The 13,933-nt window shown below is 73.7% G+C and carries 13 protein-coding genes; 10 read left to right on the top strand and 3 right to left on the bottom strand.

Annotation, left to right across the window (positions count from 1 at the left end; all coding sequences use genetic code 11):
- Window positions 1-13 precede the first annotated feature (13 nt).
- Complete coding sequence (locus ACFCLZ_RS08875; RefSeq protein ID WP_380284252.1) at window positions 14-1,258, bottom strand: amino acid deaminase/aldolase; 1,245 nt, start codon at window positions 1,256-1,258, stop codon at window positions 14-16.
- 100 nt (window positions 1,259-1,358) lie between these two features.
- Here ACFCLZ_RS08875 and ACFCLZ_RS08870 point away from each other — a divergent pair, with 100 nt between their 5' ends.
- Window positions 1,359-2,132, top strand: coding sequence for an SseB family protein (locus ACFCLZ_RS08870; protein WP_380284251.1), 774 nt, complete (start codon window positions 1,359-1,361; stop codon window positions 2,130-2,132).
- 70 nt (window positions 2,133-2,202) lie between these two features.
- On the opposite strand, the gene ACFCLZ_RS08865 is transcribed toward ACFCLZ_RS08870, so the two are convergent.
- On the bottom strand, window positions 2,203-2,580 hold the full coding sequence (locus tag ACFCLZ_RS08865) for a DUF1844 domain-containing protein (RefSeq protein ID WP_380284249.1): 378 nt from the start codon (window positions 2,578-2,580) through the stop codon (window positions 2,203-2,205).
- Window positions 2,581-3,038: 458 nt separating this feature from the next.
- On the opposite strand from ACFCLZ_RS08865, the gene infC reads away from it, so the two are divergent.
- The 8 genes from infC (at window position 3,039) to ACFCLZ_RS08825 (ending at window position 11,875) form a co-directional block, all read left to right on the top strand.
- On the top strand, window positions 3,039-3,806 hold the full coding sequence (gene infC, locus ACFCLZ_RS08860; RefSeq protein ID WP_380286116.1) for a translation initiation factor IF-3: 768 nt from the start codon (window positions 3,039-3,041) through the stop codon (window positions 3,804-3,806).
- Between the two features lie 139 nt (window positions 3,807-3,945).
- Window positions 3,946-4,140 carry a 50S ribosomal protein L35 gene (gene rpmI, locus ACFCLZ_RS08855; protein ID WP_045701618.1) on the top strand — a complete coding sequence of 65 codons (195 nt, stop codon included), beginning with the start codon at window positions 3,946-3,948 and terminating at the stop codon, window positions 4,138-4,140.
- A 109-nt stretch (window positions 4,141-4,249) separates the two neighbouring features.
- Window positions 4,250-4,645, top strand: a complete 396-nt coding sequence (gene rplT, locus ACFCLZ_RS08850; RefSeq protein WP_030395970.1) for a 50S ribosomal protein L20 — start codon at window positions 4,250-4,252, stop codon at window positions 4,643-4,645.
- 116 nt (window positions 4,646-4,761) lie between these two features.
- Window positions 4,762-5,628 carry a TrmH family RNA methyltransferase gene (locus ACFCLZ_RS08845; RefSeq protein WP_380284248.1) on the top strand — a complete coding sequence of 289 codons (867 nt, stop codon included), beginning with the start codon at window positions 4,762-4,764 and terminating at the stop codon, window positions 5,626-5,628.
- A 252-nt stretch (window positions 5,629-5,880) separates the two neighbouring features.
- A complete protein-coding gene (locus ACFCLZ_RS08840; RefSeq protein ID WP_380284247.1) occupies window positions 5,881-6,984 on the top strand; it encodes an ATP-binding protein in 1,104 nt (367 codons plus the stop codon).
- Between the two features lie 249 nt (window positions 6,985-7,233).
- The gene (pheS, locus tag ACFCLZ_RS08835; protein ID WP_380284246.1) at window positions 7,234-8,355 is read left to right on the top strand and encodes a phenylalanine--tRNA ligase subunit alpha; all 1,122 of its coding nucleotides are present in this window, start codon (window positions 7,234-7,236) and stop codon (window positions 8,353-8,355) included.
- The gene (gene pheT, locus ACFCLZ_RS08830; RefSeq protein WP_380284244.1) at window positions 8,355-10,856 is read left to right on the top strand and encodes a phenylalanine--tRNA ligase subunit beta; all 2,502 of its coding nucleotides are present in this window, start codon (window positions 8,355-8,357) and stop codon (window positions 10,854-10,856) included. Before pheS ends, pheT begins: the two co-directional genes overlap by 1 nt.
- 173 nt (window positions 10,857-11,029) lie before the next feature.
- A complete protein-coding gene (locus tag ACFCLZ_RS08825) occupies window positions 11,030-11,875 on the top strand; it encodes a chitosanase (RefSeq protein ID WP_380284242.1) in 846 nt (281 codons plus the stop codon).
- Between the two features lie 72 nt (window positions 11,876-11,947).
- Here ACFCLZ_RS08825 and ACFCLZ_RS08820 read toward each other — a convergent pair whose 3' ends face one another.
- On the bottom strand, window positions 11,948-12,817 hold the full coding sequence (locus tag ACFCLZ_RS08820; RefSeq protein ID WP_380284240.1) for a 3-hydroxybutyryl-CoA dehydrogenase: 870 nt from the start codon (window positions 12,815-12,817) through the stop codon (window positions 11,948-11,950).
- Window positions 12,818-13,108: 291 nt separating this feature from the next.
- Here ACFCLZ_RS08820 and ACFCLZ_RS08815 point away from each other — a divergent pair, with 291 nt between their 5' ends.
- A complete protein-coding gene (locus ACFCLZ_RS08815; RefSeq protein WP_380284239.1) occupies window positions 13,109-13,927 on the top strand; it encodes an SDR family NAD(P)-dependent oxidoreductase in 819 nt (272 codons plus the stop codon).
- Window positions 13,928-13,933 lie beyond the last annotated feature (6 nt).

Below are 13,933 nucleotides of genomic sequence, written 5' to 3'. Positions count from 1 at the left end.
GCGGGCGCGCGGATCAGAGGAAGGTGTGCCCCTCGCCCCGGTAGGTCGGCACCGTGCGCACCACCGCGTCCCCCTCCACGAGGTGCAACTCGGCGAACCGCTCGCAGAGTTCCCCCGCCTTGGCGTGCCGGAACCAGACCCGGTCGCCGATCAGCAGGTCGTCCGCCGCCGCGCCGAGCAGCGGGGTCTGCACCTCGCCGGCCCCCTCCATCGGGTCGTAGCGCAGCCCCGCCGGAAGGTAGGGCACGGGGGAGCGGTCCGGGCCGGCCGCGCCGGACGCCGGGTAGCCGCCGCCGAGCACGGTCACCACGCCCACCCCGGGGCGGCGCACGACGGGCTGGCCGAACAGCGCGGCCGGGCGGCCGCGGAAGGCCCGGTAGTGGTCGAACAGCTGCGGCTGGTAGAGCCCGGACCCGGCCGCCACCTCGGTCACCGCGCGCTCGGCCACCGTCGACTCGACGCTGCCGGTGCCGCCGCCGTTGACGAACTCCAGTTCGGCCACCCGGCGCAGCATCCGCACGGTGGCCGCCCGGCGCTCGGCCAGCTCGGTCCGCGCCCGGGCCTGCATCATCCGCACCAGTGCGGAGCGCACCGGCCGCCCGGGCACCGCGTCGCCCACCCCGGCGACGTGCCCCTCGTAGGCCATCAGCCCGACCACCCGCAAGCCCCGGCGGCGCTGCACCAGCTCGGCGAAGGCGGCGACGTCCTCGGGGGTGCGCAGCGGGGAGCGGCGGGCGCCGACCCGCACCCGCCCGCCGAGCAGCTGCAGCGTGGTGTCCAGCTCCAGGCAGACCCGCACCTCGGCGGTGCCGGCCCGGACGGCGTCGACCAGGTCCAGCTGGGCGGGGTCGTCCAGCACCACGGTGACGGCGGCGGCGAGCCCGGGGTCGGCGGTCAGCTCGGCGAAGCCGGCCCGGTCGCTGGAGGGGTAGGCGAGCAGGATGTCGTCCAGCCCGGCGCGGGCCAGCCAGAGCGACTCGGCCAGGGTGTAGCTCATCACCCCGGCGAAGCCCTCCACCGCCAGCGCCCGCTCCAGCAGGGCGCGGCAGCGCACCGACTTGCTGGCCACCCGGATCGGCTTGCCGGCGGCCCGGCGCACCAGGTCCGCGGCGTTGGCGTCGAAGGCGGCCAGGTCGACGACGGCCACCGGGCCGTCCAGGTGGGCGGTGGCCCGGTCGTAGCGGGCGCGGTCGGCGGCCGGCGAGGGGGCGGTGACGGGGCGGGCGGCGCCGGTGGCGGCGGCTCGGAGCGTGGCCATGCGCGCAGACTGCCACAGCGGGTCTACCCGCGGGTAGGGGGCGGACGGGGGACCTTCGGTCCGTGGGGGAGCAGGGGGCCGGTGGCATAGGGTCGGCCGGGTGGACCGCAAAGACTTCTCCAACCCGGCGTTCGTCGGCAAGAACATCCCCGACCCGGGCTTCTCCGGCGACGACGGCGCCGCCGACCCGGCGCTGACCGCCGCGCTCGCCCGCTGGGCGCAGGACCGCGCGGCCGAGCCGGAGGTGCTCGCGGCGCTGACGCCGACCCGGCTGATGGTGCCGATCGTGGCGATCCTCGGCGAGGTCGAGGTGGACGCGCACGGGCACCGGCACGAGAAGACCAGCGACATGGCCGTCCCGGTGCTGGAGGCGGCCGACGGCCGGCGCGCGCTGCCGGCCTTCACCTCGCTGGAGTCGCTGGCCCGCTGGCGCGCCGACGCCCGTCCGGCGCCGACCGCGGCCCCGCAGGCCGCGATGGTGGCCTTCTCCGAGCGGGCGGACACCCTGCTGGTGGACCCGGCCGGGCCGGTGCCGTTCCAGCTGTCGGGGGCCCGGTTGCGCGCGCTGGCGGAGAACCGGCCCTATCTGCCGCCGGCGGCCGACCCCGAGGTGCGCGAGGCGGTCCGGACGCTGCTGGCGGCCGAGCCGCAGGTGATCGCGGGGGTGCTGGAGGCGGCCGAGGACTCGGACGGGGTGCTCGCGGTGATCCTCGACCCGGCGCTGGACCAGGCCGGGATGCAGGCGGCCGCGCAGCGGGTCGGGCAGGCGGTGGTCGCCGACCCGGTGCTGCGGGTGCGGCTGGACCGCGGCCTCGACCTGGCGGTGCTCCCGGCGAGTGCGCGGCTGCCCGGCGAGCCGCTCTACCGGCGCTGACGGCGCTGACGGCGAACGGCGGCGGGGGACATGCTCACGTGAGCATGTCCCCCGCCGCCGTTCGAGGGTCTCAGGAGTAGACCGGACCGGTGAACTTCTCGCCCGGCCCGGCACCCGGGGCGTCCGGGACGATCGAGGCCTCGCGGAAGGCCAGCTGCAGCGAGCGCAGGCCGTCGCGCAGCGGCGCGGCGTGGAAGTTGCTGATCTCCGGGGCGCCCGCGGTGACCAGTCCGGCGAGCGCGGTGATGAGCTTGCGGGCCTCGTCGAGGTCCTTGTCCTTCTCGCCGCCCTCGGCGAGGCCGCACTTCACGGCGGCGGCGCTCATCAGGTGCACCGCGACGGTGGTGATCACCTCGACGGCCGGGACCTCGGCGATGTCCCGGGTGAGGTCGTCGAAGCCGATCGCCTGGTCGTCCGCGGCGGGGTTCTGGGTGGGCTCGCTGCTCAAGGGGGGCTCGTTCCGTCGTGCCGGTGTCCGTACAGAGGGAGCGTACAAGCCGGGGCTCGCGAGGGCGGAATGGCGTTCGACCCCTCGGCGCTGTATGCTTCGAGACTGACCGGCCAGACGTCCTGACGGAGGTCCGGCCAGCAAGTGGAGGCTCCACCCAGGAGGCCCGAGAGGGCAACCGCGAAAGTCTCCCACCCGATCGGCCTCACGGTCGACGGGTCCGGTCCGCGACGGGCGCCCAGCGCCGACGGTCGCCGCAGCGCCCCTCACCGGGTGCCGCCCCCGGTTGTGTGGAGCCCCGCTTGTACCGAGCGGGGCTTTTTTCGTGTCGCGGTGTGAACGGCCGAACGGAGCCGGGTACAGCGCAGCACGAATGAAGCCCCGCCCAGTGGTCGAGTCCACTACGTGCGACCGCCGTCCGACGGCCGCATCGCAGAAGGTGCAACCGAGGAGGCCCCATCAGCACCGAGCCCCGCATCAACGACCGGATTCGCGTCCCCGAGGTGCGACTCGTCGGTCCCAGCGGCGAGCAGGTCGGCATCGTGCCGCTTGCCAAGGCGCTGGAGCTCGCGCAGGAGTACGACCTCGACCTGGTCGAGGTCGCGGCGACCGCCCGGCCGCCGGTGTGCAAGCTCATGGACTACGGCAAGTTCAAGTACGAGTCGGCCATGAAGGCCCGTGAGGCGCGCAAGAACCAGGCGCACACGGTCATCAAGGAGATGAAGCTCCGGCCGAAGATCGACCCGCACGACTATGACACCAAGAAGGGTCACGTCGTCCGGTTCCTCAAGCAGGGCGACAAGGTCAAGATCACGATCATGTTCCGCGGTCGTGAGCAGTCCCGCCCCGAGCTGGGCTTCCGTCTGCTCCAGCGGCTTGCCGACGATGTCCAGGACCTGGGCTTCGTCGAGTCCTCGCCGAAGCAGGACGGCCGTAACATGATCATGGTTCTCGGCCCGCACAAGAAGAAGACCGAGGCGATGGCCGAGGCCCGCGCCCTCGCGGACGCCCGCAAGGCCGAGCGCCAGGGCCGGACCCCCGGCTCCGACCTCGCCGACGATGCAGACGATGCCGCTGAGCTGGCCGAGTCCGCCGAGCTGACCGAACCGGCCGAGCCCGCCGAGCTGACCGAGCCTGCCGAGGCCCAGGACGCCGCCGCCGAGGCGGAGGCCCCCGAGGCCGCCGCTCCGGTCGAGCAGCCGGCCGAGGCCTCCCAGGGCGCCTGACCTTCCCAGGTCAGGAGGGCCCGGGAGACCGGCCACCAGGGTGACGGGGCGCCCCGCCCGGTCACCGCAGATCCATCCTTCACGCCCGCGCGGCGCACACCGCGCGGGCGTGGACGGACCGACGAGGAGATACGGCGAAATGCCGAAGCAGAAGACGCACAGTGGCGCCAGCAAGCGCTTCAAGATCAGTGGCTCTGGCAAGGTGCTGCGCGAGCGCGCCGGCCGCCGCCACCTCCTGGAGCACAAGCCCTCGACGCTGACCCGCAAGCTGGCCGGGACGATCGAGCTGGCCCCCGCCGACGCCAAGAAGATCAAGAAGCTTCTCGGCAAGTGATCGCCCTCCCGCCCGGTGCGAGCCGCGTGCGGGGCAGCTGATCCTTCCCGACCCATTCGAATGACGGACCACGTGAAGTAGTCCGTGGTCCAACCCAAGGAGTAATGAAGTGGCACGCGTCAAGCGGGCGGTCAACGCCCACAAGAAGCGCCGGGTCATCCTGGAGCGCGCCAGCGGCTACCGCGGCCAGCGTTCGCGCCTGTACCGCAAGGCCAAGGAGCAGGTCACCCACTCGCTGGTCTACAACTTCAACGACCGCAAGAAGCGCAAGGGCGACTTCCGTCAGCTGTGGATCCAGCGCATCAACGCTGCGGCCCGTGCCAACGGCATCACCTACAACCGCTTCGTGCAGGGCCTGAAGGCCGCCAGCGTCGAGATCGACCGCAAGATGCTGGCCGACCTGGCCGTCAACGACCCGGGCGCGTTCGCCGCCCTGGTCGAGGTCGCCCAGAAGGCGCTGCCGGCCGACGTGAACGCCCCGAAGGCCGCCGCCGACGCCGCCTGATCCTCTGGACCAGTGGATCAGTGGAGTTGAGCTGACCGGACCCGCAGGCTCGATCCTGCGGGTCCGGTTTTGCGTTACCCCGGTCACCCCCAGCCGGCCAGCACAGAGACGAGATCATGTCGAGCACCGACACCCCCCTGCTCACCTCCCTGCGCTCGCCCCGCGTGGTCGCGGCCCGGCGGCTCGCCAAGCGGAGCCAGCGCGGCAAGGAACGCCGCTTCCTCGCCGAGGGCCCGCAGGCCGTGCGCGAGGCCATCGCGTTCGGGCGGTTGCCGGGCTCGGGTGAGCACGCCGTCGTCGAGGTGTACGCCACCGTCGAGGCCGCCGAGCGGCACGCCGGGATCGTCGAGGCCGCCCGCGCCGAGGGGCTGGCGGTGCTCACCGCCACCGACGAGGTCGTCGCCGGCATCTGCGACACCGTGACCCCGCAGGGCATCGTCGCGCTCTGCCGCTTCATCGACACGCCCTTCGCCGACGTCCTCGCCGCCCGCCCGCGGCTGGTCGCCGTGCTCGCGCACGTCCGCGACCCCGGCAACGCCGGGACCGTGCTGCGCACCGCCGACGCGGCCGGCGCGGACGCCGTGGTGCTCACCGACGCCTCCGTCGACCTGTACAACCCGAAGGCGGTCCGGGCCTCGGTCGGCAGCCTCTTCCACCTCCCGGTCGCCGTCGGCGTGCCGGTCGAGGAGGCGATCGGCCGGCTGCGCGAGGCCGGGGTGCGGGTGCTGGCCGCCGACGGCGCGGGGGAGCGCGACCTGGACCAGGAGCTCGACGAGGGCACCCTGGGCGCGCCGGGCGCGTGGGTGTTCGGCAACGAGGCGTGGGGGCTCCCGGAGGAGACCCGCGCACTGACCGACGAGGTCGTGCGCGTCCCGATCCACGGGCACGCCGAGAGCCTCAACCTGGCCACCGCCGCCGCCGTCTGCCTCTACGCCTCGGCCCGCGCCCAGCGCTCGCCCGGCGGGTGCCGCGCCGCACGCTGACCCGTGCGCCGACCCGCGTCGGCGGCTCGTCGTGGCCCTCGGGGCGCGGCCGGCGATTCCCGCCGGGCGTGCGACGCCGGGGCGCGCGCGCCCCCGGCCCGGCGGCCGGGAGGCGCCCCCACCGCGTGGACCCGGCCGTCGCGCGCCGATCCGACGCGAATCGTCGGCCATGGCCTATTACGCGAGGCTGTGAGGCGCTAGGGTCTGCCTCGGTGGGGGGAAAGACACGGTGGGTAATCGGGGAGGACACCCATGGTCGCAAGCGGGCCGGAGCTCGACCCGGACGACCTGCCGGACGGCCTGGTGGTCGCCGACGCCCTGGGCCGGGTGGTCTGCTTCAACCGCGCCGCCGTCCGGCTGACCGGCGTCGCCCCGCAGGCCGCGCTCGGCAGCGCGCTGGAGGACGTCCTGCCGCTGGAGGACCTCGAAGGCCGCCGCTGGTGGCAGCTGACCGACCCGTACGGCGGCCTGGCCGTGCGCACCGGCCAGCCGGAGCGCAACCTGCTGCTGCCCGGGGGCCGCGAGGTGCTGGTCTCCGCCCGCTACGTCCGCGAGCGCCCCGGGGGTCCGCTGGAGCGGCTGGTGATCGCCCTGCGCGGCACCGAGGCGCGCCGGCGCACCGAGCGCAGCCACGCCGAGCTGATCGCCACCGTCGCGCACGAGCTGCGCTCGCCGCTCACCAGCGTCAAGGGGTTCACCGCGACCCTGCTCGCCAAGTGGGAGCGGTTCACCGACGGGCAGAAGCGGCTGATGCTGGAGACCGTGGACGCCGACGCCGACCGGGTCACCCGGTTGATCGCCGAGCTGCTGGACATCTCCCGGATCGACGCCGGGCGGCTGGAGCTGCGCAAGCAGGTCGTCGACCTGGCCGCCGCCGTGCGCCGGCACGTCGAGCGCAAGGTCGCCACCGGCATCCCCGAGGAGCGCTTCGACATCCGGGTCCGCGAGCCGCTCACCGTGCTGTGGGCCGACCCCGACAAGGTCGACCAGGTGCTCGCCAACCTGCTGGAAAATGCCGTGCGGCACGGCGAGGGGACTGTCACCATCGAGGTGGCACCGGCCAAGGAGGTCGTCGAGGCACCCGTCTGGGAGCGCCCCGGCACCCCGCCCCGCATCGTGGAAGGCACAGCGGTCACCGTGAGCGACGAAGGCAGCGGTATCCCCGAGGAGGCGGTGCCGCGCGTCTTCACCCGCTTCTGGCGCGGTTCCAAGCGCGGCGGCACCGGGCTCGGCCTCTACATCGTCAAGGGCATCGTGGAGGCCCACGGCGGCTCGATCCGCGTCGACCGCGCGCCCGGCGGCGGTGCCCGGTTCCGATTCGTCCTGCCCGCCGGGGTGCCCGACTTCATGCTCTGAAAGAACCGTGAACGACGAACACGGCATGGAGTGGTCGGTCCGCCGGGCGGGCTTGACGGCAGCCGCGCAACGCGCTGCGACTACACTCGACCTTTGGCGTTGTGGAACGCCCCGCGCGGCCGCGCCGCGGACACCCCGCCTCCCCGGTTCGGAGAACGGCTGCCCGTGCCCCGGCCACGCCGGGCGTGACGCGAAGGCACGAGCCCCCTTACCTGAGCACGGACGAGCAGGAGCACGGGAAAGATAGAGATGTCGGCACCCAACAAGTCGTACGACCCGGTCGAGGTCGAGGCCCTCAAGCCCGAGGTGGTGGAGGCGGCCCGGGACGGGGCCGTCGCCGCGTTCGCCGCCGCCACCAGCCTCGACGAGCTGAAGCAGGCCAAGGTCGCCCACACCGGCGACCGCTCCGCCCTGTCCCTCGCCAACCGCGAGATCGGCGCCCTTCCCCCGCACGCCAAGGCCGCCGCCGGCAAGCTGATCGGCCAGGCCCGGGGCGCCGTCAACCAGGCGCTCGCCAAGCGGCAGGCCGAACTGGAGGCCGAGCGCGACGCCCGTGTGCTGGTCGAGGAGGCGGTGGACGTCACGCTGCCCTACGACCGCACCCCGCGCGGCGCCCGCCACCCGCTGACCACGCTGGCCGAGCGCATCGAGGACACCTTCGTCGCGATGGGCTACCAGGTCGCCGAGGGCCCCGAGGTCGAGGCCGAGTGGCTCAACTTCGACGCCCTCAACCTGGGCCCGGACCACCCGGCCCGCTCGATGCAGGACACCTTCTTCGTCCGGGCCCCGGACGGCTCCGCCGACTCCGGCGTGGTGCTGCGCACCCAGACCTCCCCGGTCCAGGCCCGCACCCTGCTCCACCGCGAGCCCCCCGTCTACGTGGTCTGCCCCGGCCGGGTCTACCGCACCGACGAGCTGGACGCCACCCACACCCCGGTCTTCCGCCAGGTCGAGGGCCTGGCCGTGGACGAGGGCATCACCTTCGCCGACCTCAAGGGCACCATCGAGCAGCTGGTCTCGACCCTCATCGGCGACGGCCTGGAGCTGCGCTGGCGGCCCTCCTACTTCCCGTTCACCGAGCCGAGCGCCGAGATCGACCTGCAGTGCTTCGTGTGCCGCGGCGCGTCGGTCGGCAACCCGGACCGCCCCTGCCGCACCTGCGGCTCCGAGGGCTGGATCGAGCTCGGCGGCTGCGGCGTGGTCAACCCGCGGGTGCTCGTCGCCTGCGGCGTGGACCCCAACCGCTACAGCGGGTTCGCCTTCGGCCTGGGCCTGGAGCGGATCCTGATGAACCGTCACAACGTCGCCGACATGCGCGACATGGTCGAGGGTGACGTGCGCTTCACCCTCCCGTTCGGGATGGAGATCTGATGCGCGTCCCGCTTTCCTGGCTGCGCGAGTACGTCGACCTGCCGGCCGGTGAGACCGGTCGCGACGTGGCCGAGCGGCTGGTCCGCGCCGGCCTGGAGGTCGAGACCGTCGAGCAGCTCGGCGGCGACCTCAAGGGCCCGCTGGTGGTCGGCGAGGTGCTCTCCATCGAGGAGCTGACCGGCTTCAAGAAGCCGATCCGGCACTGCTTCGTCAACGTCGGCGACGCCAACGGCACCGGCGAGCCGCAGGAGATCGTCTGCGGCGCCACCAACTTCGCCGTCGGCGACAAGGTCGTCGTGGTGCTCCCCGGCGCCGTGCTCCCCGGTCCGTTCCCGATCGCCGCCCGCAAGACCTACGGCCACACCTCGGCCGGCATGATCTGCTCGGCCCGCGAGCTCGGCCTGGGCGACGACCACGACGGCATCATCGTGCTCCCGCCCGAGTACGAGCCCGGCATCGACGCCATCGAGCTGCTCCAGCTCGTCGACGAGGTGCTCGACATCGCCGTCACCCCGGACCGCGGCTACTGCCTGTCCATGCGCGGCGTCGCCCGCGAGGCCGCCGCCGCCTACGGGCTGCCGCTGGCCGACCCGGCGCTGCTCGACGTGCCGCCGGCCAACTCCTTCGGCTACCTGGTGAAGGTCAACGACCCGGCCGGCTGCGACCGCTTCGTGGCCCGCACCGTCATCGGCCTCGACCCGGCAGCCAAGTCCCCGATCTGGCTCCAGCGCCGGCTGCAGAAGGCGGGCATCCGCCCGATCTCGCTCGCCGTCGACATCACCAACTACGTGATGCTGGAGGTCGGCCAGCCGCTGCACGCCTACGACCGGCAGCGCGTCGACGGCCCCATCGTGGTCCGCCGGGCGGAGGAGGGCGAGAGCCTCACCACCCTCGACGGCGTGAAGCGCACGCTGTCCGCCGAGGACCTGCTGATCTGCGACAACAGCGGCCCGATCGGCCTGGCCGGCGTCATGGGCGGCGCGTCCACCGAGATCCTCGACCCGGCCGCCGGCCCGGGCACCACCGAGGTGATCATCGAGGCGGCGCACTTCGACGCGGTCGCCATCGCCCGCGGCGCCAAGCGGCACAAGCTGCCCTCCGAGGCGTCCAAGCGCTTCGAGCGCGGCGTCGACCCCGAGGCCGCCCGCGCCGCCGCGCAGCGCGCCGTCGACCTGCTGGTGCTGATCGCCGGCGGCACCGCCGAGGCCGGTGTCACCGACATCGCCGCCGCGCACCCGGTGCGCACCATCACCATCGCCGCCGACCTGCCCGACCGGGTCGCCGGCACCGGGTACGGCCGCGAGACCGTCACCCGGCGCCTGCAGGAGATCGGCTGCTCGGTCTCCGGCGCCGACGTCCTGGAGGTCACCCCGCCGACCTGGCGCCCCGACCTCACCGACCCGTACGACCTCGCCGAGGAGGTCATCCGGCTGGAGGGCTACGACAACGTCCCCGCCCGGATGCCCACCGTCCCGCCGGGCAAGGGCCTGACCGAGGCCCAGCGGATGCACCGCCGGGTCGGCGTCGCGCTGGCCGGCGCGGGCTACGTCGAGGTCAACAACTACCCGTTCGTCGGCGAGGCCTCCTTCGAGGCGCTCGGCCTGGAGCCGGAGGACCGGCGGCGGCGGACCGTCACCCTGGTCAACCCGCTCAACGACGAGGAGCCGGGGCTGCGCACCACGCTGCTGCCGGGCCTGCTCGGGGCGCTGCGCCGCAACGTCGGCCGCGGCAACACCGATCTGGCGATCTTCGAGACGGGCACGGTGTTCCTGCCGAAGGACGAGCTGTCGGTCGCCCCGCGTCCGGCCGTCGACCGCCGGCCGGGCGACGAGGAGCTGGCGGCGCTGGACGCCGCGCTGCCGCACCAGCCGCGCCGGGTCGCCGTCGCGCTGGCCGGCGAGCGGCTGCCGTCCGGCTGGTGGGGCAAGGGCGCTCCGGCGACCTGGGCCGACGCCGTGGAGGCCGCCCGTACGGTGGCCCGCGCCGCCGGCGTCGAGCTGACCGTGCGTCCGGGCCGGCTGATGCCGTGGCACCCGGGCCGCTGCGCCGAGCTGGTGGTGGCCGGCACCGACCGCGTGGTCGGCCACGCCGGTGAGCTGCACCCGCGCGTCGTCAAGGCGATGGGCCTGCCCGAGCGCACCGGTGCGATGGAGCTCGACCTGGACCTGCTGGCCGCCGACGGCGCCGCGCGGGTCGACGGTCCGGCGGTCTCCGGCTTCCCGGTGGCCACCCAGGACGTCGCGCTGATCGTCGACGCCGAGGTACGGGCCGCCGACGTGGAGGCCGCGCTGCGCTCCGGGGCCGGCGAACTGCTGGAGGCGATCCGGCTGTTCGACGTCTTCACCGGCGAGCAGGTCGGTGAGGGCAGGAAGTCGCTGGCGTACGCGCTGCGGTTCCGCGCCGCGGACCGGACGCTGACCGCCGACGAGGCGAGCGCGGCCCGCGAGGCGGCCGTCGCCGAGGCCGTCGCCCGCACCGGCGCGGTGCTGCGCGGCGCCTGACGCCCGTCTCGAAGGGCCCTGGCCGGACCACCGGCCGGGGCCCTTTCGCGTGCCTTTGCGGGCAATCCCCTTGCGCCGGGCCCGACGTGAACGCTTCAATCAAGTTAGGAAACTTTCCTAACTCTCAGGAGTCCGGCCACCCCCGTGTCCGGATCAGGGAAACGGAGCGTCAGATGCGTACTCACCACCGCACCGCCCGCACCGCCCGCCTCGCCCTCGCCGCCCTGCTGGTGGCCGCCCCGGCCGGCGTCGCGGCCGCCGGCGCTGCGCACGCCGCCCCCGCCGCCGGCACCGTCCGGCTCGCCGCCGTGGGCCTGGACGACCCGCACAAGAAGGACATCGCCATGCAGCTGGTGTCCAGCGCCGAGAACTCCTCCCTCGACTGGAAGGCCCAGTACAAGTACATCGAGGACATCAACGACGGCCGCGGCTACACCGCCGGCATCATCGGCTTCTGTTCCGGCACCGGCGACATGCTCGAACTCGTCGAGCACTACGGCGACCTCAAGCCGGGCAACATCCTCGCCAAGTACCTCCCGGCGCTGCGCAAGGTCAACGGCACCGACTCGCACGCGGGCCTCGGCTCCGCCTTCGAGAAGGACTGGGCGACCGCCGCCAAGGACACCGTCTTCCAGCAGGCCCAGAACGACGAGCGCGACCGCGTCTACTTCAACCCCTCGGTCAAGCAGGCCAAGGCCGACGGCCTGCGCGCGCTCGGCCAGTTCGCCTACTACGACGCCATCGTCATGCACGGCCCCGGCACCGGCGCCGACAGCTTCGGCGGGATCCGCAGCGCCGCCATGAAGAAGGCCAGGACCCCCGCCCAGGGCGGCGACGAGGCCACCTACCTCAAGGCCTTCCTGGACGCCCGCAAGGCCGTCATGAAGCAGGAGGAGGCGCACGCCGACACCAGCCGGGTCGACACCGAGCAGCTGGTCTTCCTCAACGCCGGGAACTTCGACCTCAACCCGCCGCTGAAGTGGAAGGTCTACGGCGACAGCTACACCATCAGCAGCTGACGCGCCGCCGCACGTCGGCGGGAGGCGGCCGGCGCCCGGCCGGGCCTCCCGCCACCGGCGTCGGGCGGCCGCTCAGGCGGTCGCGGTGTAGTCGTAGAAGCCGCGGCCGGACTTGCGGCCCAGCAGGCCCGCGTCGACCATCCGCGACAGCAGCGGGGGAGCGGCGTACAGCGGCTCCTTGTACTCGTCGTACATCGACTCGGCGATCGAGACGACGGTGTCCAGGCCGATCAGGTCGCACAGCCGCAGCGGGCCCATCGGGTGGGCGCAGCCGGCCTCCATGCCCCTGTCGATGTCGGAGGCGGTCGCCACGCCCGTCTCGAACATCCGCACCGCCGACAGCAGGTACGGCACCAGCAGCGCGTTCACCACGAAGCCGGCCCGGTCGCGGGCCCGGATCGGGGCCTTGCGCAGCACCTCGGTGGCGAACGCCTCCACCCGGTCCGTGGTGGCGGCCGAGGTGGTCAGGGTCGGGATCACCTCGACCAGCTTCTGCACCGGCGCCGGGTTGAAGAAGTGCAGGCCGATCACCTGCTCCGGGCGGGAGGTGGCGGCGGCCAGCTTCACGATCGGGATCGAGGAGGTGTTCGAGGCGAGGATCGCGTCCCGCCGCTCGACCACCCGGTCCAGCGTCTCGAAGATCTTCACCTTGACGTCCGCGCGCTCGGCGACCGCCTCGACCACCAGGTCGCGGTCCGCGAAGTCCGCCAGGTCGACGGTGAACGCCAGCCGGGACAGCGCCTCGTCCCGCTGCTCCTCCGTCAGCTTGCCGCGCTTCACGGCGGTCTCCAGCGAGTTGGTCAGCCGGGCGCGCCCGAACTCCAGCGCCTCCCCGCCGGCCTCGGCGACCAGGACGTTCAGCCCCGCCCGGGCGAAGACCTCCGCGATGCCCGACCCCATGAGTCCGCAGCCGATCACTCCGACGCGCGCGATGTCACTCACTCAGTTGCCCTTCGGTGGTGCCGGGGGTCTCCCGGCGACAAGTGGCCCAGCTGCTGTTCGGCGGTTCGGGAGCACCGGTATGTGCGGACCGGTGTACCGTCCCGACGACGTTACTACTCCCTACCGGTGAGTAGGTCATCCCCTCCCCGGCGGCCCCCCAGTCGGCGCCTTCCCCCGAACGGGTGGGTCCGCCCGCGTCGCGGGTGCGCTCCCGGGCCGCCCCGGCCCGCCGGACGACAGAATGCGGGCCCGGACCGCGGGTGGTCGCGGACGGACGGAGGGAGCACGGGCATGCCGACGGGATCGCTCACGGGACAGGTCGCCCTGGTCACCGGCGCAGGCCGCGGCATCGGCCGGGAGATCGCCATCGGCCTCGCCGCCGAGGGCATGGCCGTCGGCCTCGTCGGCCGCACCCACGAGACGCTCACCGACACCCTCAAGGAGTGCGTGCGGCACGGCGCGCGCGGCGTCGCCGTCACCGCCGACGTCACCCGCCCCGGCTCGGTCCGCGAGGCCGTCCGCCTCGTCGAGCGCGACCTCGGCCCCGTCGACCTGCTGGTCAACAACGCCGGCTGGATCGACCGCGCCGAGGTCCCGCTCTGGGAGACCGACGTCACCCAGTGGTGGCAGGTGGTCGAGGTCAACCTGCGCGGCCCCTACAACCTGCTGCGCTGCGTCCTGCCGGGCATGGTCCGCCGCCGCCGCGGCCGCGTCGTCAACCTCAACTCCGGCTTCGCGCTGCGCCCCGACGGCCACTACACCGCCTACGCCACCTCCAAGGGCGCGCTGCTCAAGCTCTCCGACAACCTCGCCGACTCGCTCGCCGAGCACCAGGTGGTGATCCTCGACATCAGCCCCGGCGCGGTCGCCACCGACATGACCGCCGGCATGCCGATGTTCCGCGACACCAAGACCTGGGGCTCCATCCCGTACATGGTCGCCGTCATCGTGGACGCCGCCCGCGGGCGCTTCGACGCGCTGCACGGGCGCTTCCTGCACGCCGGACGGGACGACCTGGAGGAACTCGTCCGCCGGGCCGAGGAGATCCGCGCGGCGGACGCCCGCACGCTGCGGCTGCGCCCCTACGGGCCCGACGACCCGATGGCCTGACCGTTC

It is taken from the genome of Kitasatospora purpeofusca, from assembly GCF_042691725.1.
Classification (GTDB): domain Bacteria; phylum Actinomycetota; class Actinomycetes; order Streptomycetales; family Streptomycetaceae; genus Kitasatospora; species Kitasatospora purpeofusca_B.
This window is presented reverse-complemented; position numbering and strand designations above follow the sequence as displayed.